The organism is Patulibacter medicamentivorans, assembly GCF_000240225.1.
Lineage (GTDB): Bacteria > Actinomycetota > Thermoleophilia > Solirubrobacterales > Solirubrobacteraceae > Patulibacter > Patulibacter medicamentivorans.
Genome location: NZ_AGUD01000012.1, coordinates 36,805 through 55,020 on the forward strand (window position 1 = coordinate 36,805; position 18,216 = coordinate 55,020).

An 18,216-nucleotide genomic window follows, 5' to 3' on the forward strand; every position below is an offset into this window, starting at 1 on the left:
CGGGACGGGGCCCGCCTAGCGTGGCCGGTGTGCCCGACGTCGTCCTGCCCGTCCTCAACGAGGCCGCCGCCCTGCCCGGGGTCCTGACGCGGATGCCCGCGGGCTTCCGCCCGATCGTGGTCGACAACGGCTCGACCGACGGCTCGGCTCGCGTCGCCGTGCAGCACGGAGCGATCGTCGTCGCGGAGCCCTCGCGAGGGTTCGGTGCCGCCTGCTTCGCCGGGCTGCGGGCGGCCGACGACGAGGTGGTCTGCTTCCTCGACGCCGACGGCTCGCTCGACCCGGCCGATCTGGTCGCGCTGGCCGCTCCGGTCCTCGCCGGCACGGCCGACCTGGCGCTCGGCGCGCGGGTCGCCGAGGCCGGGGCCTGGCCGTGGCACGCGCGGCTGGCCAACCGTGCGCTGGCGTTCGAGCTCGGTCGCCGCGGGGTCGCGCGGCTGACCGACCTGGGACCGATGCGGGTGGCGTCGCGGCAGGGGCTGCTCGCCCTCGACCTGCAGGATCGGCGCTTCGGCTGGCCGCTGGAGATGGTCGTGCGGGCCGCGCAGGCGGAGTGGCGGATCGTGGAGCGGCCGGTTGGCTACCGGGCGCGGGCAGGAGGCCGGTCGAAGGTGACCGGGACGGTCCGCGGGACCGTGCGCACGGTTCGGGACATGTCGCGGGTGCTGGCGGCATGAGCTTCGCGCTGGTGGTGATCGCCAAGGCGCCGGTGGCGGGCCGCAGCAAGACCCGGCTCTGCCCGCCGTGCACGCCGCACGAGGCGGCGGCGCTCGCCGAGGCCGCGCTGCGGGACACGCTGGATGCGGTGCTCGCGACGCCTGCCGACCGTCGCGTGCTGGTCCTCGACGGCGACCCCGGACCGTGGCTGCCGGCCGGGCTCGAGCTGTTGCGGCAACGCGGCGACGGGCTCGACCAGCGGCTCGCCGCCGCGTTCGAGGACGTCGGAGGCCCGGCGCTGCTGATCGGGATGGACACGCCGCAGGCGACCCCGGAGCTGCTGGCCGCGAGCGGGCGGCGGCTGTTGACGCCCGGCACCGACGCGGTCCTCGGCCCCGCGCTCGACGGCGGCTACTGGGGGCTCGGCCTGCGGCGTCCCGACCGCGCGCTGCTGGAGGGGATCCCGATGAGCGTGGCCGACACCGGAGCACGCCAGCACCAGCGGCTGTGCGCGGCCGGGCTGCGGGTCGCCTGCCTGCCCCCGCTGCGCGACGTCGACCGGATCGTGGACGCCCGAGCGGTCGCGGCGCTGGCGCCCGGCGGGCGGTTCGCGCGGACGCTGCGCACGATCGAGCCGCTCGCCGCCCCGGAGCCGCGACCGAGGACGGGCGACGCGGCTCCGTCGCCGGTCGTGGCGGTACGCGCATGAACCCCGGCGCGATCTACGGCGCGGCGCTCGAACGGGCTACCGCGCCGGGCTCGGAGGCCGGGACGCCGCTCGCGCGGGCCTCACGGGCGCCGGTCGTCCCGCCGGTCGTCCGCGACGCGGGCGGGGCGAGCTGGCCGCTCGCGCTCGATCTCTGGCTCGGCACCGCGACGGCGGCCGACGAGCGGGCCCTCTCGCGCGCGGTCGGTCCGGTGCTCGACGTCGGTTGCGGCCCCGGCCGGCACGTCCACGCGCTGGCTCGGCGCGGGGTCTTCGCGCTCGGCGTCGACATCGCTCCGGCCGCGGTCCGCCATGCCCGACGCGGTGGCGCGCGAGTCGTCGAGGGCTCGATCTTCGGTCCGCTCCCGGGGCCCGGCAGCTGGCGGACCGCGCTGCTGCTCGACGGCAACATCGGCATCGGCGGCCGCCCCGCGCTGCTGCTGCGCCGGATCGGCGAGCTGCTGCGGCCCGACGGCCAAGTGCTGGTCGAGCTCGATCCTGACGACGGGGCGACCGGGGACCCGCGGAGGGTGCGGCTCGAGGACCGCGACGTGGCCAGCGCCTGGTTCACGTGGGCACGCGTGGCACCGCACGCGATCGACCGGCCCGCGCAGGCCGCGGGGATGCGGCTGGTCGACCGCTGGGACGACGACGGGCGCCGGTTCTGCGCGCTGGCTCGGAGCTGATCGCCATCCGACGCCGGCTGCCGCGCCTGCCGTCCGGCCCGCCGCCTGGCCCGGCGCGGGAGGGCTTCTGGCGCAGTCCGATCCGGGGCCCATGGCTGACCTCGCTGATCGGGTCGATCCTGCTGCCCGGGCTGCTGCTCGTGCTGCTGACGGGACTGCTCTCGCACGCTGCCTACCAGCCGCAGCTGGGGCGCAACGCGGTCGTCCCGCGCGACCTGGCGCTGCAGCCGCTGCTGTTCGGTTGGCCGACCGCGCCGTCGTGGCTCTACGCCGCAACTCAGGGCACGCACGTGACGCTCGGGATCACGCTCGTCCCGCTGCTGCTGCTGAAGCTGTGGTCGGTGATCCCGCGGCTGTTCGCCTGGCCGCCGGCGGCGAGCCCGGCGCAGGCGCTGGAGCGACTCGCGACGCTGCTGCTGGTCGGCAGCGCCGTCTTCCAGTTCGCGACCGGGATCCTCAACGCCCAGCTCTGGTACCCGTGGCGCTTCGACTTCGTCGTCGCGCACTACTACGGCGCCTGGGTCTTCCTCGCCTCGATCGCGCTCCACGTCGCGCTCAAGTTGCCGACGATCCGTCGCGCCCGCCGCACCCGGGGCGTCCTGAGGCCGCTGATCGACGATCTCGCCCACACCACGCCCGAGCCCTACGAGCCGGGAGGGCTGGTGACGCCGAACCCGGCCGAGCCGACGATCAGCCGTCGCGGGGCCCTGGGACTGGCCGGTGCCGCGTCGGGGGGCCTGTTCCTGCTGACGGTCGGCCAGAGCGTCGGCGGGCCGCTGCGCGAGATCGCCCTGCTGGCCCCCCGCGGGACGGGGTCGGTGCACGCCGGGCCCAACGGCTTCCCGATCAACAAGACCGCCCGCGTAGCCCGCGTGACGCAGGCGATGGTCGGGGCCGGCTGGCGGCTGGAGCTGCAGGGGACCCGGGCGCTGCGGCTCTCGCGCGAGCATCTGCTGGCGATGGAGATGGCCACCCACGACCTGCCGATCGCCTGCGTCGAGGGCTGGTCGACGACGCAGCGCTGGAGCGGGGTGCGTCTGGCGGATCTGGCCCGCCTGGCCGGCGCCGATCCCGAGGACGTGCTGCACGTCTCCTCGCTGCAGCCGCGCGGCGCGTTCCGGCAGACGACGCTCAGCGCCCGTCAGGTCCGCACCGAGCAGGCGCTGCTGGCGCTGCGCGTGAACGGGGTCGACCTGTCGCTGGACCACGGCTATCCGGCCCGGATCGTCGTCCCCGCCCTGCCCGGCGTGCACTGCACGAAGTGGGTCGGCGGGCTGACCTTCGCGAGGGCGTGAGCGATGACGCCGGAGCCGGATGAGCAAGGAGTGGCCGGCGTCGGCGGGACCGCCGTGCCGCCCCCGCGCGAGGGTCGCTGGCGACGGCGCTACGGGGCCTCGCCGACCCACCTGCTCCTGCACCTGGTTGGCATCGGCCTGGCCGCGCTGGCGCTGCGGCAGGCGTTCGATCCCCGCTACTCCTCGACGGCGCTGAACCTGGCCGGGTGGTTGCTCGGGGGCGCGCTGCTCCACGACCTGGTGCTGCTGCCCGGCTACGTTGCCCTCGACCGCGGGCTGCGGCAGGTCGGCACGGCGATCCGGCCGCGTGGGTGGCCGCCCGCGGGCGTGCCGTTCCGCGGCCACTTGCGCGTACCGGCGGCGATCGCCGGCGCGGCGCTGCTGGTCTACCTCCCGGCGGTGCTGGGGCGGGCCCCGCGCGGGCGCCTGCTGAGCACCGGATACTCGCTGCCGGACTACGCCGGGCGCTGGCTGATGCTGGCGGCGGGCCTGCTCGCGCTCTCGGCCCTGGTCTACGCGACGCGGGTGGCGCGGGCGCTCAGGGTCGCACGTGCTGGAGCACGCCGGCGGTCGTCCCCGTGACGAGGAGGTCGCCGCTGCGCTCGTCGACGGCCACGGTCAGCGGCTGGCGGACGGTCGCGATCCGTCGCAGCAGGCGGGTCCCGTGACGGGCAGGCAGCAGCGCCAGTTGGTTGCGGGCCTGGAGCGTGACCCACAGCCGCCGGCGTCGGTCGTCGAGCGCGATCCCGTAGGGCCCGCCCGGCAGGTACTGGCGCCGGCTCAGCTCGAGGTGCCCACCCGGGCGCTCGAACAGCAGCAAGGCGTCGCCGATCGTGTCGGCGACCCAGCAGACCCCGCCGGCGTCGTCGTCCCGGCAGGCCACGTGGGTCGGGCCGACGCCGGCCGGCACCGATGCGGTCCGGCGCAGCGTCCGGGCGTCGTAGAGCTCCAGCCGCCGCTCGCGGACGGCGACGACGGCGATCGTCCGGCCGCCGTCGAGGGTCGCCAGCCCGCCCGGCTGGAGCGCCACCCGGGCACGTGCCCGGACCCGGCCGGCGCGGACGATCTGGAGCAGGTTGCCGCGCTCGGCGACGACGGCGACCGCGCCACCGGCGATCGCGACCGCGGCGTGCGGCTGGGCGGCCGTCGCCACGTCGGCGAGGACCCGCCCGGATGGCAGGGCGACCTCGAGCAGCCGGTTCGCGGTCTCGACGGGGACCAGCAGCGGGCCGCCGGGCGCGGCCAGCGTCAGGTGCCGGACGGTCCCGGGCAGGGCGACGTCGCGGACGACGCGACCGCTGCCGGCATCGACCAGCCGCAGCCGGTCGGGGTCGCGCAGCGCGACCGCTGCCAGGCCGGTTCGGGGGTCGACGACGACGCCCTCGGGATGCTCGCCGACCGGGGTCGCGCGGCCCGCCGGCGCGCGAGTCAGCACCGGCGAGCGCGGCGGCTCGGCGGCCGGCGGCAGACGGCCGGGATCGGCCGAGCCGCAGCCGGCGAGCAGGACCAGGGGGATGGTCAGGAGCGATGACCGGGGCAGCGACACGGGCGACCGCAGCTTCGCATCGGATGACTGGCGCGGATGCTACGAAACGCGAACGGCTGGTCCTCGCGGCGTTGCTGGCACTCGCTGCGGTCACCGTCGCGGTGGGGGTCTGGCGGGGCACGACGGCGGGTGAACTCGGCACGGCCACCCCGCCGTTCGTCGCGGCGTGGAGCCCGCGCCTGGACCCGGCCGCCGTGCTCGCGATCGTGCTGCTGCCGAGCGCGGCGATCCTCGCACCGCGGCTGCGCGCGGCCCGGGTCGCGCCGGTCGCGTTCGCCGCGGCGAGCTTCGCCGCCGCGCTCGCGCTCGGCCTGGCCGTCGGGGCGATGCGGTCGGGCAGCGACGGCTGGGCACACGTCTTCGAGCTCGGCCCGGGCGGCTCGTTCGAGGCCGCCAACGAGTACCTCCCGGGAATCCCGACGCTGCGCTGGGGGGTCGCGAACTACCTCGACCGCTTCGCCGAGACGGTGCCGTCTCAGCCGGTCAACGTCGCCGGTCATCCGCCGGGCCCGCTGCTGCTGCTGCGGGCCCTCGGGATCGACGGCGCCGGCGGCCTGGCCACGCTCTGCATCGTGGCGGCGGCCGCCTGCGCGCCGCTGACCTACCTGCTGGCGCGGGCGGCGGAGGCTGGACCGGAGGGCACCGCCCGGACGGCGGCGCTGCTGGTGGTCCTGGCGCCGATCGTCCTGCTCGACGGGGTCACGTCGTTCGACGCGGTCTATGCGGCGATGGGGGCCGGCGCGGCCGTGCTGCTGCTGCAACGGCGGGGGTGGCTGATCGGGCTCGGCGCGCTGGGGTTCGCGCTGGCGACGCTGTTCTCGTGGGCGCTGCTCGGCATCGGGGCGGCCGTGGGCCTGCTGCGGTGGCGACGCGATGGCTGGCGGTCGGCGCTGGCGGTGGCGACCGCTTGCGGCGTGGCGGTGCTCGTGGGCAACGCGGTCCTCGCTGTCGGCTGGGGCTACGACCCGATCGGCACGCTGCGCGCGACCGAGGGCGTCTACCGCCACAGCCTCGCGCGGGTGCGGCCGTACTGGTTCTGGGTCCTCGGATCGCCGGTGGCGTGGGGGGCGATGCTGGGGCTGCCGGTCATCGCCGCGACGGTCCGCGGCGCGCTGCGCGGCTCGGCGGTGGCCGTGGCGATCGTCGCCGTGGTCGCGATCGCGGCGCTCGCCGGCTTCACGAAGGCCGAGACCGAGCGGATCTGGCTGATCTTCGTCCCGCTCGCCTGCGTCGCGGCGGCCGAGGCGCTGCCGGACCGGCGACTGCGCGGCGTCCTGGTCGCGCTGGCGCTGCAGACGCTCGTGGTGCAGGCGCTGTTCGATACCGTCTGGTGAAGGGCGCGCGGTCGCGCGCCGCACGGCCCGCGAGCCCGACCGGCGCGGCCGGACGCCGCAACTTCGGGTCCCCGCGCGGGTCGAATCGAGCAGATGACCGCCTCCGCCCGTGCCGCGACCCTCGTCGCCGTTCTCCTGACCGCGGCGCTGCTTCCGACCGCGGCGCGCGCCACTGCGTGGGGGATCGCCGACCAGAAGCCGCAGACCTTCGTCAACCCGCACTGGCCGGCGCTGCAGGCCGCGGGGATGGGGATGGGGCGCTACGTCGTTTCCTACGACGCGCTGCGCTACGCCCGCACGCCCGGCCTGGAGCACCAGGCCCAGCGACTCGACGAGTGGCTGCGGGCGGCGCGGGCCGTCGGGGTCCGGCCGCTGATCAGCTTCCAGCGCTCCGCCAGCTCGTCGACCGCGCTGCGCACGTCGGTCGCCCGGACCCGCGCGCGGTTCGTCGGCGAGCTGCGGCGCTTCCGGGCGGCCTACCCGTGGGTGCGCGACTTCTCGATCTGGAACGAGCCCAACCACAGCGGGCCCTACACGCGCCGCCCGCGCGACCTCGGGCGGCTCTACCGCGCGGCGGCCGACGAGCTGCGACGCGACTGCCGGGGCTGCCGGCTGGTCGCCGGGGACCTCCAGGGCAAGGCCTCCGCCGCCCGCTACGCGCGCGAGATCGAGCGCGGCGCCGGCCGTCCGATCCGGCTCTGGGGGCTGAACAACTACTTCGACGTCAACCGCTTCACGACCAGCGACACGGCGTCGATGCTGCGCGCGGTCCGCGGGACGCTCTGGCTGACCGAGACCGGCGGGGTCTACTCGCGGCTGCCGGGCTCCGAGCGGGGGACGCCGTTCGCGGCGCAGCGGGCCGGTGCCCGCAGCGATGCCGAGCGGCTGGAGTACCAGGGCCGCGCGACCCGCCAGCTGCGCGCGATCGTCCGCCGCTACGGCTCGCGGATCGGGCGCGTCTACGTCTACCAGCTGCAGGGCGCGCCCGATCCGACCTGGGTCCCCGGCGCGCAGGAGACCAGCTGGGACTCGGGGCTGCTCGATCCGCGCGGCGAGCCCCGCTGGTCCTACGGCTACCTGCTGCGCTCGGTGCTGCCGGGTCGCGTCGGCTCGGCCGGCTCGTCGACGCCGAGCAGCCGCGCCACCTCGTCCCAGTCCGCCGGCCCGTCGAGCGGCGGCAGGTCGCCGATCGCGGCCCGTCGCCGGCCCTCCTCCGTCGAGCAGTAGCGCGGGTCGGGGGTCAGGCCGACCCGGCCGATCAGCAGCCGGTCGGCGTCCCAGCAGATCCCGATCGTCGGGTCCTCGCTGAGCGTGCCGCGGGTGTGGTCGCGGAGCGCCTCCTGCAGCCGCGTGCTGCGGTCCGACGTCAACCGCAGGTGGCCGTCGCCGACCAGCTCCTCGAGCAGGATCGCGGCCCGCGGCCCGTGGTCGGGGTCGAAGCCGTCGTCCTCGCGCATCGCGTCGTGGAGCAGCGCGAACAGCAGCAGCAGCTCGTGGTCGGGCGAGGCCCGGAACGCGGCGCCGGCCAGCTCGGCCGCGGTCGCGCCGACCGCCCGCCAGTGGCTGGGGCCGTGGATCGCCGACGTCGGATGGGTGGCTCGCGCGCAGACGCGCTCCACCAGCTGGTCGAGGTCCTCCCACGGGCGCTCCATCGGCCGGATCTTCGCAGCGCGCGAGGTCGCTCGCCGCGCCCGCGAGACGACAGGGTGTCCTCCGCCGGTCGGCGGGTGGCGACGGATGCAACGTTGCTCCCGGGTCGGCGATCGCCGACGATCCCCCGCGTGACCGGGCAGATCCTGATCGTGGGGCAGAGCGCGCTGGCAGCCGGCGTCGAGGCGGCGCTGGGCGTCGCCGGAGCCCAGGCGCGGCGCCTGCGCCAGCCGGTCGACCGCGAGCTGCGCCGGGCGCTGGCGGCCGAGATCGACGCCGTCGTGGTGGTCGACCGCGACGACGTCCACGCGCTGCGGAGCGCGCTGCTGGTCGAGTACGTCCGCCCGGGGGTGCGGCTGATCGTGACGGTCTTCGACCGCACCGTCGCCGAGCAGATGCGACGAGCGATCCCCAACTGCCATGTGCTCTCGATGGCCGACGCGACGGTCGGCGCGATCGTCGGCCCGTGCCTCGACCGCGAGCTGGTGGCGGTCCATCGCGCGGCCGCGCTGACGGGGGTCGTGGCCGGCGCCGACGGTCCGCGGACCGTGCTGCTGGACCATCCCGGCCCGTCGGCCTGGCAGCGCCGGCGCCAGCGGCTGGTCGCGCAGCTGCGGCCCTACGACCGGACCTCGCGGCTGCTGCTCTGCAGCATGGCGGGGCTCGTCGGGCTGGTGGTGGCCGAGGCGACGATCACCGGCCTCAGCCACCACGAGCCGATCGGCGTGGCGCTCTACACGGCCTTGAAGGCGACGACGACCGTCGGGCCGAGCCCGGTGATCGACAGCTCGCCCGGCTGGCTGCAGGTCTACGGGATCGTGTCGATGGCGCTCGCGCTGGTGCTGGCGGCGGTCTTCACCGCGGCCCTGACCAGCCGCCTGATGAGCCGCCGGCTGACCGGGATCGTCGGTCGCCGGACGATCCCGCGCGTCGACCACGTGGTCGTGGTCGGGCTCGGCCAGGTCGGCTTCCGGCTCTGCCTCGAGCTGCTGGCGCTCGGGGTCGGGGTGGTCGCCGTCGAGCGCGATCGCGAGTCGCGCTACCTGCGGATGGCCAAGCGCCGCGGGATCCCGGTGGTGCTCGGCGACGGTGGCGACCGCTTCGTGCTCGAGGGGCTGTCGCTGGGCCGCGCCCGCGCGCTGGCGGCGGTCACCAGCGACGAGCTGGCCAACATCGCCATCAGCGTGGCGGCGCTGGCGGTCGCGCCGGCGGTGCGGACGGTGCTGCGCGCCGGCGGCGGCGAGGTCACCCAGGAGACGCGGGCCCTGTTCCCCGTCGGGGTCGCCCAGGATCTCGAGCGGATCGCGGCGGTGGCGCTTGCGGCGACGGCCCTCGGCGAGCCGGTCGAGCAGGCGTTCCTGCACGAGGGCCGGGCGTTCGTGCAGCGGACCGACGGGCGGATCGTGCCCTTCGCCGGGGCGGCGGTCGCGGCCGCGTGAGCCCGGCGCGGACGGGCCGGCGGGGGGCGGCGCAACGGTGGACTAGTATGCAAGCGTGCCGCCGGAGCTGAAGATCGCGCTCGCGGACCGCGCTCGGGGCGGGACGCGCGGTCGCGTCTACAGCGCCCTCCGCGACGCGCTCGTGGCCGGCCGGCTCGAGCCCGGTCGCCGGCTGTCGGAGAACGAGCTGGCCGAGTGGCTCGGCGTCAGCCGCACGCCCGTCCGCGAGGCGCTCGTGCGACTACGCGACGACCGGCTGGTGGAGATCGTCCCGCAGCTCGGCACGTTCGTCTCGAAGATCTCGATCGCGGCCGTCGCCGACGCCCAGTTCGTCCGCGAGGCGCTCGAGTGCGCGGCGATCCGGCTGGCCGCGACCCGCGTCACCGAGGCCGAGCTGCTGGCGCTGCAGGCGCTGATCGCCCAACAGGACGAGGCCCGCGCGGCCGGCGACCTGGACCGCTTCTATCTGCTCGACGACGGCTTCCACAGCGCGCTCTGCGAGAGCTCCGGTCACGCGATCGCGTGGACCCTGGTCCAGCGCGCCGACGGCCACCTCAACCGGGTCCGGCGGCTGAGCCTGCCGGTGCCCGAGTACATGGCCGAGATGATCGACGAGCACCGCTCGGTGGTCGCCGCGCTGGCCGAACGGGATCCCGACAGCGCCGAGGCCGTCCTGCGCCACCACCTGCGGATGGTTCTGTCCGGGTTGCAGCCGATCCAGGCCGAGCATCCCGAGTACTTCGAGCAGCAGCCGGCGTGAGGCGCACGTAGACGCTTCGCACCTCGGGCCGGGCGACGCTCGGCAGTACCGGGTACGGCTCTCGCATCGCCCGCCCCGACCTGCTTGGTCTACCTGCGCCTCGCATCCACCTGCGGCGACCTGCGGCCGCCGGTCGCGGATAACCTCCGACCCACATGTCCGAGACCCCGATGCGCCTGGAGCGGGACGGCGGCCTGGCCGTCCTGACGATCGACAGCCCGCCGCTGAACCTGTTCGACCGCGCGATGTTCGACGCGCTGGTCGCGGCCGCCCGCGAGCTGGCGGCGAGCCCGCCGCGGGCGCTGCTGATCCGTGCCGAGGGCCGCGTCGTCTCCGGCGGGGTCGACGTCCACGAGTTCCACGGCCTGACCGCCGAGACCGGCGCCGACCTCTGGCGGTTGCTGCTGGAGCCCGTCCAGACGATCGAGCGGCTGCCGTGCCCGACCGTCTTCGCCGCCCACGGCCTGACGCTGACCGCCGCCTTCGAGCTCTCGCTGGCCTGCGACCTGATCGTCGCCGGTCGCGGCGCGACGTTCGGCCTGGTCGAGACGGTCGTCGGGCTGACCCCGTCGATGGGCGGCCCGCAGCGGCTGGCCGAGCGTGCCGGATCGGGTCGCGCCCGCGAGCTGGTGATGACCGCCGAGCTGTTCGACGCCGAGACCCTGGAGCGGTGGAACGTCGTCAACCGGGTCTGGGACGACGGCGAGGTCGACGCCCGCTCGCGCGAGCTGGCGCAGCGGCTGGCCGCCGGGCCGACCCGCGCCCACGACGCCACCAAGCAGATCGTCCGCGCCTGGTGCGACGGCGGCGTCGGGATGGCCGACGAGGTCGTCCCCGAGGTCTCCGGAGCGCTCTTCGAGACCGAGGACCTGCGGACCGCGGTCGCCGCCTTCATCGAGAAGGGCCCGAAGCACGGGACGGTCTACCAGGGCCGCTGACCGCCGGCCGGCGACGCGCGGTCGGCCGGCGCCGATCGCGCGGGGTCACCAGACGACGTCGTGGTGCTCCATCACGCCGAAGCCGGTTCGCAGCTCGACGCCGCCCGGCAGCCGGCCCGAGACGGTCCCGAACGGCTGCTCGTAGGACTGCCGCATCAGCAGCAGGTTCTCGTGGTGCTCGCGGACGGCCTCGCGGGTGAACCGCAGGGCGACGCCGCGCTCGTCGTCCGGGACCGGCCGCTCGCCGTCGCGCTGGCCGAGGGCGTCGTCGACCGCCGACAGGTCGACGGCGAACCGGACCGGTCCGACGTGCCGCGGGACGCCGTCGATCCAGACCGTCTGCTCGCTGGCGAACGCGTCGTCGTGGATCCCCGTCGCCAGGTTCCAGGCGATCGTTCGCCCGGCGACGTCCTCGCCGATCCCGGCGGCCCAGTTCCAGACGGTGTGCCGCGGCGGGTAGCCACCGGAGTCGTCGATCACCGCCAGCCCGTCGATCAGGTGCTCGCGGCCGCCGACGTGGACGCTGCCCCGGATCGCGACCGCGCCGCGCTTGATCGTCCACGCGTAGGCCCCGCCGTAGGGGGTGATCGTCTCGATCGGCGAGCCGTCGTCCTCGTCGAACCGCAGGTCGATGGTGGCATCGGCGGACTGCAGCTGCGCGCGGCCGGGCGTCATCCGGACGCCGCCGGCGTGGCGCTTCGTGCGGTCGTGCAGCTGCCCCGCCGCGCGATCCCAGACCGCCCAGAACGACTGCCGGAACGGACCGACCTGGGCCAGCGCCAGGCACAGCGAGAGCTCCGGGGTGAAGACGCCGACGTAGCGCCAGCCCTTGCGCAGCCGCCGGTCCCGGACCATCGGCAGCGGGTCCGGGGGCAGGGCGACCAGCGGCCGCTCGGGCGTCGGGGCGCCGAGCGGCCCGCGGTAGGGCGCGGTGACGGACACGGGACGATTCTCGACCACGGGTGGGAGCCCCGACCGACCCGGACCGCGGGTCGCGACGGCGGGCGTCACTGCCGGCCTCAGGCCTCGCGCTCGGCGAGCAGCGCGGCGACGCCGAGCCCGACCGCGGCGACGGCGACTCCGCCGGCGAGCGCGGCGGCCTGCTTGGGCAACGAGCCCTCGCGGCCGCCGAGCGCGGCCGAGGCCACGTCGACGGCGTCGGTCACGATGCCGAGCTGCAGCCACAGCCGCCGGGCCGCCGGGTCCCTGGTGGCCAGCGTCCCGACCCCGAGGACGGCGTCGCGGACCCCGAACAGCCGCGTCGGGTAGGCGGCCTGTGGGTTCGCCTCGGGATCGAGGCCGAACAGCTTGCCGGTCAGGTTCGGCGCGGCCCACGCGCCGACGCCGACCGCGAGTCGGATGCCCTGCAGGATCTTGATCGGAGCCATCGCCGGACCGTACTCGTCCGCGGCGTGGCGCGGCAAGCGGCGGGACGCCAACTGTCGCGATGCGTCACGACGGAGCGTGCCGGCCGGGTCCCAGCAGCCGCAGCAGCCGGCTCGCGCCGACGGTCGTCGCGCCACGCTCGGCGACCCTGCCCGCCAGCGCCCGGTCGGACGTCACGACCACGTCGCCCGCCTGGGCAAGGGCCGTGATCGCGTCGTCGGCGTCGGAGGCGAACCGGACGGCGACGGCCGCCGCGGCGACGTCGTGCGGCCGGCCGTCGAAGACGACCACCAGCGACGCGCCCTCCGCCAGCCGCGCGCGGACGGCGGTCGCCTGGGCGTCGATCTCGCCGACCAGCCGCCGCCGGGCCGCCGGCCGGTCACGCCACCAGCCGTCGGGCCGGGAGCCCATCACGTTCGAGCCGTCGACGATCAGGCGCACGCGGTCGATCTTGGCGCGTGCGCGACGGGCCCGGGGCGCCGGGCGCGTCCGCGCACGCGGCGGCCAGCACCGATCGGCAGCGCGCGGGACCTAGAAGCGCTTGATCGCGCCCTTGGCCAGCCGGAACCCGTGGCCGTCGCGGTTGCGGCAGGTCAGGCCGGTCGAGCGCATCGTGCAGGTGATGCCCGTGGCCTTGCGGCGCGGCTTCCAGCGGTCGCCGTAGTGGAGGGTCCGGCGCGGGGTCGTGTAGCCCGGGAAGTCGCCGCGCTCGCCGAGCCGCGAGCGACCGCGGGGCTTGAGGGCGAGGAACGGATCGAGCTCGCCGATCCGCGGCAGGTAGCTGGCGGAGCACTCGATCCCGCTGCCGTACTGGACGGCGAAGCAGCTGATCAGCTTCGTCGGCGAGACGATGTTGTCGGCGTGCGAGGTCCCGGCCTGCGCGGCCGCGGCCGGGGTCAGCAGCGCGGTGGCGGTGAGGGCGACGATGGCGCGGCGTCGGAGCATGGGCAGAGGATCGCCTGCCGACCGCGTGCCGTCGATCGCGCGATCGGGGGATCCGGTCCACCCGCCGGCCCGGATCGGTGCCCAGCTCGGTCCCGGCACGCTCGCCGCGAGGACGGTGGCGACGGGATCGCGCGCTCCGCGTCGCGGCCTCGCTCAGCCGAACGCGACCGTCCGACGCGCGTGGCCGACGCGGACGGTGACCGCGCCGCCGGCGGCACGGGCCAGCCGCAGCGACAGCCGGTGGGCGCCGGCGCGACGGCGGAGGCTCAGCGCACGACCATCGCGCCCGCGCTGTCGGACGCGGACCGACAGCCGCACGCGGCTGACGTTCGCGGCGGGGACGGTGACCCGCAGCCGCAGGGTCCTGCCGGTTCGCCGTGCCGACGCGTCGAGCCGCGGGAGCGGGACGCGCGTCGCGGATCGGTCGTCGGGCGGCGTCGAGGCGGCGGTGACCCAGGGCGCCCGCTCGTCGGCGGGAGCAGGGCCGTCGACCGGCGCCGGCGTCGCCGGGCTCCGCGGGCACGCCGGATCGCCGTCGTCGGAGCCGCTGGTGCCGGCCGGGCGACCGAGCTCCTGGACCCAGGCCGGCGCCGGGTAGTCGCCGACGCTCTCGGTCGCGACCCCGAACCCGACGGCGGTCACCTGGGTCCACATGATGTTCTGGCAGTGGCCGGCGCTGGCCAGCCAGTCGCGCATCACCCAGCGCGGGGTCTGCTGGCCGGCGGCGATGTTCTCGCCGAGGGCCGACCACTGGAAGCCGGCGGCCTCGACGCGCTGGGCCGGCTTGGCGCCGAACGGGGCCGGGGCGGGAGCGTCGTGGCTGAAGTAGCCGCGCGCGACCATGTCCTGCGCGTGGCGCTGCGCGGCGAGCGCGAGCCGGTCGTCGGGGCGCAGCGCCGGCAGGCCGGCCGCCATCCGCTCGTGGTTGGTCAGGCAGAGCAGCGCGGCGACGGTCGCGTCGTGGCCGAGCTGGGCGGGATCGCCGTCGGCGCCGGGACAGGCGGTGGCCGCCGGGGCCGCGGCCGGGAGCAGCAGCGCGGTCGCTGCCGCGAGGACGGGGAGCGGAATCAGCCAGGCACGGCCCATGCCCCCGTGCTGTCGGCCCGACGTCGACCGGCGGTGGGACGCCGTCGACCTGTCTAGAACATCTGCGCAGCAGCTGCTAGATCATCCGTTGAGGTGACCGTCGCGGCGAGCCTCGTCGTCGATCGCCGTGACGGTTCGGCGCAGCTCGTCGAGAGCCCGCTGGGCGCCGCCGCCGAGGTCGTCGCGACGGGCTTCGAAGGCCCGCGTGAGCGAGCGGTAGTACCAGCGGATCTCGTCCTCGTCGCCGGAGAAGCGACGCCACAGGTCGTCGCCGTGGACGCGCAGGTCGAGCAGGATCGAGCGTGCGTTGTGGAGCTTGTCGGCGAGCGACACCCGCAGCTCGTCGGGGCGCTTGTGGGCGATCTGGTCCAGGTACGCCCACTTGCGCTGCTGCCACGGGCCCTTGGGGCCGGCGCCGTCGACGCTGTCGCTGTTGGCCATCACGATCCGGGCGACGTCGGCGCCGAACCGCTGCTCGATCTCGTCGCGCGCGGCGAGCCCGCCACCGTCCTCGACGGCGTCGTGCAGCAGCGCGCCGATCGCCTCGTCCTCGGAGGTCTCCATCTCGAGCACGATCGCGGCGACCGCCAGCAGGTGGGCGACGTAGGGGATCGTGGTGCCCTTGCGCAGCTGCGGCCGGTGGTGCTCGGTGGCGTAGTGCAGCGCCTCGTCGAAGCGCGCGGTCAGCAGCGGCGTGTCGGTGTACTTCTCGGGCATCGAGGAGAGCGTCCCCGATCGGCGGGACGGATCCGGTGGCGGCTCAGCGCTGCGGGGAGTCGAGCGCGGCCAGCCGCTCGTCGGCGTCGGTCGCCTCGCCGCCCTCGGCCTCCAGCTCGATCGCGCGCAGGTAGGCGGTGCGGGCCTCGCTCAGCTCGCCGATCGCCTCGGCTGCGCGGCCGTACCAGCACCAGTTCCAGGAGCCCATCGGGGCGATCTCGGTGTAGTGGCGCAGGTGCCGGTAGGCCTCGGCGTTCTTGCCCAGCTCGAGCAGCGTGTAGCCGAGCGCGAAGTGCGCCATCGAGTCGCCGGCCTCGAGGCAGTGGCGCCAGCGCTCGACGGCGACCTCGCCCTCGACGTCGGCCGCCATCCCGAAGATCGACCGGTTGATCGAGTCGTGGCCGTTGAAGTGGCTGCGGGCGGCGAGCACGATCTCGCCCGCGCTGGCGTCGGTCAGGCCGAGCACCGGCACGTCGAACCGCGGATCGCCCCAGATCGCCGAGACCTCGGCGTCGTCCTCGTCGAACTGGGGGAAGTCCTCGATCGCGAACCCGACGATCCGCCCGCCGGCCTCCTCGGCCAGGTAGGCGAAGGCCGGGCTCAGCGGCTGCCAGCACTCCTCGGGCTGGTCCTCGGTCACGCGTCCGAACTCGACAGCCCGCAGCCAGTCGAAGTCTGCGTCGTGGTTGAGGTACAGGCGCGGCCGGGAGCTCACGTCCATAGGGTCGCGCATCCGGTCGCGGGGGTCGGTTGGGATGGGGTTTCGTCGGGCTGGCTCGGGGAGACGGAGGCGACCGGCGGCGGGCTACGAGCCGAGCGCCTCGCGGACCAGCGCCGAGACCCGCTTGCCGTCCGCCTGACCGCCGACCGAGGCCATCACGAGCTTCATCACGGCGCCCATGTCCTTCGGCGAGCTGGCGCCGGACTCGGCGACCGCGGCGGCGACCCTGGCCCGCAGGTCGTCGTCGGAGAGCTCCTGGGGCAGGTAGCCGTCGATCAGCTCCGCCTCGGCCCGCTCGCCGGCCTCGAGCTCGCCGCGGCCGGCGTCCTTGTAGGTCTCCGCCGACTCCAGTCGCCGCTTGCGCTCCCGGCGCAGCACGGCGATCTCGTCGCCCTTGCCCTCCTTGGCGTCCTTCTGCAGCTCGGAGAGGAGCAGCCGCAGCGCCTGGACGCGGGCCCTGTCCCCGGCCTTCATCGCCGTCGTGACGTCGCTCTTGACCTGCTCGGTGATGCTCACCGTTCGAGCGTACGCGATGGGCGGCACGGGGTCGGGGCGTCGCGGGCGGGCGGGCGGGCGGTTCGGTTCCGGTCGTCGGCGGGGCGGTGCGGGGCGGGGGCCGCGTGACGTTCCGGACGCTGAGCGACCGGAACGTCAGGCCGGTCGCGTGGTCAGCCGGCGAGCGTCGCCTCGAGCGTGATCTCGGGGACGCCGGCCAGCGCCTTCGAGACGGGGCAGCCCGCCTTCGCGGCGGCCGCCTTCTCCTGGAACGCGGCCTCGTCGATCCCCGGGACGACGCCGACGGTCGTCAGCGCGATCTTCGTGATCGTCGGCGCGCCGTCGACGAGCCGCAGGGTGACCACGGCATCGGTCTTGACCGAGTCGACCGGCGTGCCGGCCTCGGCGAGGATGTTCGACAGCGCCATCGAGAAGCACGACGCGTGCGCCCCGGCGATCAGCTGCTCGGGGTTGGCGCCGGGACCGTCCTCGAACCGCGACTTGAACGAGTACTCGCCGCTGATGCCGTCCCCGGCCGTGAACGTGCCGCTGCCGGACTTCAGATCGCCGTTCCACTCGGCGTGACCCTTCGCGGGCATGCTGCCTCCCTCGATCGCTTGTGGCTGCGGACCGAGCCTAGCCAGCCGCGGGTTGCGCCCGGTGAGCAAGCGGGGAAGGCGACCGGACCCGGTCGATCCCGGGCCGGCCGGCCCGGACATCCGTTGAGTCGTGGCGGGATCCTCACGGGTCCCGCACGCGGGCGACCGAGGGAAGCCACGTGCGCCGTCTCGTCCCGCTCCACCGATCGTCCGCCTGGCCAGCTCGTCGCCCGCGGCCCGTCCTGGCGCTGCTGCTGGCGCTCCTGGCGCTGGCCGTGGCGGGCCCCGCCGCCGCGTCGGCCGACGCGGCCGAGTCCGCGACGGTCTCCGGGCGGATCGTCGGCCCGGACGGGGAGCCGGTCGCCGGGGCGGTCGCCGGGCTGCTCCCGCCGTCCCTCGGCGGCTTCGGTGGGTGGCAGCTCGGTCTCGAGACCGGGGCCGAGGGGACGTTCTCGGGCACGGTCCCGGCGGGCACGTACCGCCTCCACGTCTCGACCCCCTTCCGGTACCTGCAGGACTGGTTCGTCGGGCAGCCGATCGATGGCCTGCCGCTGGTCACGGTCGCCGCCGGCGAGGTGCGCAGCGGCCTCATCGTCCGGCTTCGCCGGCGCCCGCAGTACACCTCGTGCATCGACGGGGAGCGGATCGACGGCTACGACGGCGTGCGGCCCGACGGGGTCGAGCCCGGCTGCCCACCGCCGGTGCTGCACGGTGGGCCCTTCACGTGGGACCACCTGGCCGTCATCCACGCGCTCCAGGGCGGCACGGGCGGGATCCACCCCGACCTGGTCGCCGCCGGGTTCACCCGTGAGTCGCTGCTGCTCGCCGGCCGCTGGATCATCGACCACCCGGACGATCCCTGGCCGTGGGCGACCCGCGCGGCGATCATCGCGCAGGCCCGCAACCTGGGGGTGGAGGCCTACCCGCGCAACCCGTCGCCGGCCGCGCCGGCTCCGGTCCCGCCGTCGGTCGCGCTCGGAGTGCCCACCCGCGTGCCGACCAGCGGGAGCTTCCGGCTGCCCGTCACCTGCGTGGCCGGGACCGTCTGCTCCGGCACCGTCGTGGTGACCGCTCGCGTGGCCGGTCCCCGCGCCGCGGGTCGCGTCCGCACCGTGACCGTCGCCCGCGCACGAGTCCGCGCCCGGACGACGGCGACGGCCGCCGCGCGGCTGCGCCTGAACCGCACGGGCCGCCGCCTGCTCCGCCGCGGACGGGGCGCGTTGCGGGTGACGGTGGTCTGGCGGGCCCGCGCCGCC

At 75.9% G+C, this 18,216-nt stretch carries 21 protein-coding genes; 11 read left to right on the forward strand and 10 right to left on the reverse strand.

What is annotated here, in order from left to right; translation table 11 throughout:
• Window positions 1-29: 29 nt before the first annotated feature.
• The 5 genes from PAI11_RS02055 to PAI11_RS02075 are packed head-to-tail and all read left to right on the forward strand — an operon-like array spanning window position 30 to window position 3,926.
• Complete coding sequence (locus PAI11_RS02055; protein ID WP_007570329.1) at window positions 30-677, forward strand: glycosyltransferase family 2 protein; 648 nt, start codon at window positions 30-32, stop codon at window positions 675-677.
• Window positions 674-1,366 (forward strand): TIGR04282 family arsenosugar biosynthesis glycosyltransferase, encoded by a 693-nt coding sequence (locus PAI11_RS02060; RefSeq protein WP_007570331.1) that lies wholly within the window; start codon window positions 674-676, stop codon window positions 1,364-1,366. Before PAI11_RS02055 ends, PAI11_RS02060 begins: the two co-directional genes overlap by 4 nt.
• Window positions 1,363-2,049, forward strand: coding sequence for a class I SAM-dependent methyltransferase (locus tag PAI11_RS02065; RefSeq protein ID WP_007570333.1), 687 nt, complete (start codon window positions 1,363-1,365; stop codon window positions 2,047-2,049). The genes PAI11_RS02060 and PAI11_RS02065 overlap by 4 nt, the downstream gene beginning before the upstream one ends.
• Window positions 2,028-3,344 carry a molybdopterin-dependent oxidoreductase gene (locus PAI11_RS02070; RefSeq protein ID WP_050897070.1) on the forward strand — a complete coding sequence of 439 codons (1,317 nt, stop codon included), beginning with the start codon at window positions 2,028-2,030 and terminating at the stop codon, window positions 3,342-3,344. The genes PAI11_RS02065 and PAI11_RS02070 overlap by 22 nt, the downstream gene beginning before the upstream one ends.
• A 30-nt stretch (window positions 3,345-3,374) precedes the next feature.
• Window positions 3,375-3,926, forward strand: coding sequence for a hypothetical protein (locus PAI11_RS02075; RefSeq protein ID WP_007570337.1), 552 nt, complete (start codon window positions 3,375-3,377; stop codon window positions 3,924-3,926).
• Here PAI11_RS02075 and PAI11_RS02080 read toward each other — a convergent pair.
• On the reverse strand, window positions 3,883-4,890 hold the full coding sequence (locus PAI11_RS02080) for a YncE family protein (protein ID WP_007570339.1): 1,008 nt from the start codon (window positions 4,888-4,890) through the stop codon (window positions 3,883-3,885). The two genes, PAI11_RS02075 and PAI11_RS02080, sit on opposite strands and share 44 nt — an antisense overlap.
• 71 nt (window positions 4,891-4,961) lie before the next feature.
• On the opposite strand from PAI11_RS02080, the gene PAI11_RS02085 reads away from it, so the two are divergent.
• The 5 genes from PAI11_RS02085 to PAI11_RS02110 all read left to right on the forward strand — a co-directional run bounded on the left by PAI11_RS02085 (window position 4,962) and on the right by PAI11_RS02110 (window position 11,011).
• Window positions 4,962-6,224: a hypothetical protein gene (locus tag PAI11_RS02085; protein WP_040597708.1), complete on the forward strand. Its 1,263-nt coding sequence runs from the start codon at window positions 4,962-4,964 to the stop codon at window positions 6,222-6,224.
• Between the two features lie 93 nt (window positions 6,225-6,317).
• Complete coding sequence (locus PAI11_RS25215; protein ID WP_007570344.1) at window positions 6,318-7,451, forward strand: hypothetical protein; 1,134 nt, start codon at window positions 6,318-6,320, stop codon at window positions 7,449-7,451.
• A 554-nt stretch (window positions 7,452-8,005) separates the two neighbouring features.
• Window positions 8,006-9,313 carry an NAD-binding protein gene (locus PAI11_RS02100; RefSeq protein WP_244406496.1) on the forward strand — a complete coding sequence of 436 codons (1,308 nt, stop codon included), beginning with the start codon at window positions 8,006-8,008 and terminating at the stop codon, window positions 9,311-9,313.
• A gap of 55 nt (window positions 9,314-9,368) precedes the next feature.
• Window positions 9,369-10,073 (forward strand): GntR family transcriptional regulator, encoded by a 705-nt coding sequence (locus tag PAI11_RS02105; RefSeq protein WP_007570348.1) that lies wholly within the window; start codon window positions 9,369-9,371, stop codon window positions 10,071-10,073.
• Window positions 10,074-10,228: 155 nt separating this feature from the next.
• Window positions 10,229-11,011, forward strand: coding sequence for an enoyl-CoA hydratase/isomerase family protein (locus tag PAI11_RS02110; protein WP_007570350.1), 783 nt, complete (start codon window positions 10,229-10,231; stop codon window positions 11,009-11,011).
• Between the two features lie 45 nt (window positions 11,012-11,056).
• On the opposite strand, the gene PAI11_RS02115 is transcribed toward PAI11_RS02110, so the two are convergent.
• From PAI11_RS02115 to PAI11_RS02155, 9 genes are all read right to left on the reverse strand, one after another.
• Window positions 11,057-11,953, reverse strand: coding sequence for a DUF2804 family protein (locus tag PAI11_RS02115; protein WP_007570352.1), 897 nt, complete (start codon window positions 11,951-11,953; stop codon window positions 11,057-11,059).
• Between the two features lie 77 nt (window positions 11,954-12,030).
• Entirely contained in the window at window positions 12,031-12,399 is a 369-nt protein-coding gene (locus tag PAI11_RS02120; RefSeq protein WP_007570354.1) for a hypothetical protein, read from the reverse strand.
• Window positions 12,400-12,463: 64 nt separating this feature from the next.
• Entirely contained in the window at window positions 12,464-12,838 is a 375-nt protein-coding gene (locus tag PAI11_RS02125; protein ID WP_007570356.1) for a DUF188 domain-containing protein, read from the reverse strand.
• Window positions 12,839-12,928: 90 nt separating this feature from the next.
• Window positions 12,929-13,342: a hypothetical protein gene (locus tag PAI11_RS02130; protein ID WP_007570358.1), complete on the reverse strand. Its 414-nt coding sequence runs from the start codon at window positions 13,340-13,342 to the stop codon at window positions 12,929-12,931.
• A gap of 153 nt (window positions 13,343-13,495) precedes the next feature.
• Window positions 13,496-14,428 carry a CAP domain-containing protein gene (locus tag PAI11_RS23775; protein WP_007570360.1) on the reverse strand — a complete coding sequence of 311 codons (933 nt, stop codon included), beginning with the start codon at window positions 14,426-14,428 and terminating at the stop codon, window positions 13,496-13,498.
• Between the two features lie 81 nt (window positions 14,429-14,509).
• The gene (locus tag PAI11_RS02140) at window positions 14,510-15,145 is read right to left on the reverse strand and encodes an HD domain-containing protein (protein ID WP_007570362.1); all 636 of its coding nucleotides are present in this window, start codon (window positions 15,143-15,145) and stop codon (window positions 14,510-14,512) included.
• Between the two features lie 43 nt (window positions 15,146-15,188).
• Complete coding sequence (locus PAI11_RS02145; protein WP_040597710.1) at window positions 15,189-15,860, reverse strand: hypothetical protein; 672 nt, start codon at window positions 15,858-15,860, stop codon at window positions 15,189-15,191.
• Between the two features lie 90 nt (window positions 15,861-15,950).
• On the reverse strand, window positions 15,951-16,382 hold the full coding sequence (locus PAI11_RS02150) for a GatB/YqeY domain-containing protein (RefSeq protein WP_007570366.1): 432 nt from the start codon (window positions 16,380-16,382) through the stop codon (window positions 15,951-15,953).
• A 152-nt stretch (window positions 16,383-16,534) separates the two neighbouring features.
• On the reverse strand, window positions 16,535-16,960 hold the full coding sequence (locus tag PAI11_RS02155; protein WP_007570368.1) for an OsmC family peroxiredoxin: 426 nt from the start codon (window positions 16,958-16,960) through the stop codon (window positions 16,535-16,537).
• Window positions 16,961-17,139: 179 nt separating this feature from the next.
• Between PAI11_RS02155 and PAI11_RS02160 the strand changes: the two genes are divergently transcribed.
• On the forward strand, window positions 17,140-18,216 hold a 1,077-nt coding region (locus PAI11_RS02160; protein ID WP_040597712.1), incomplete at its 3' end, for a carboxypeptidase-like regulatory domain-containing protein.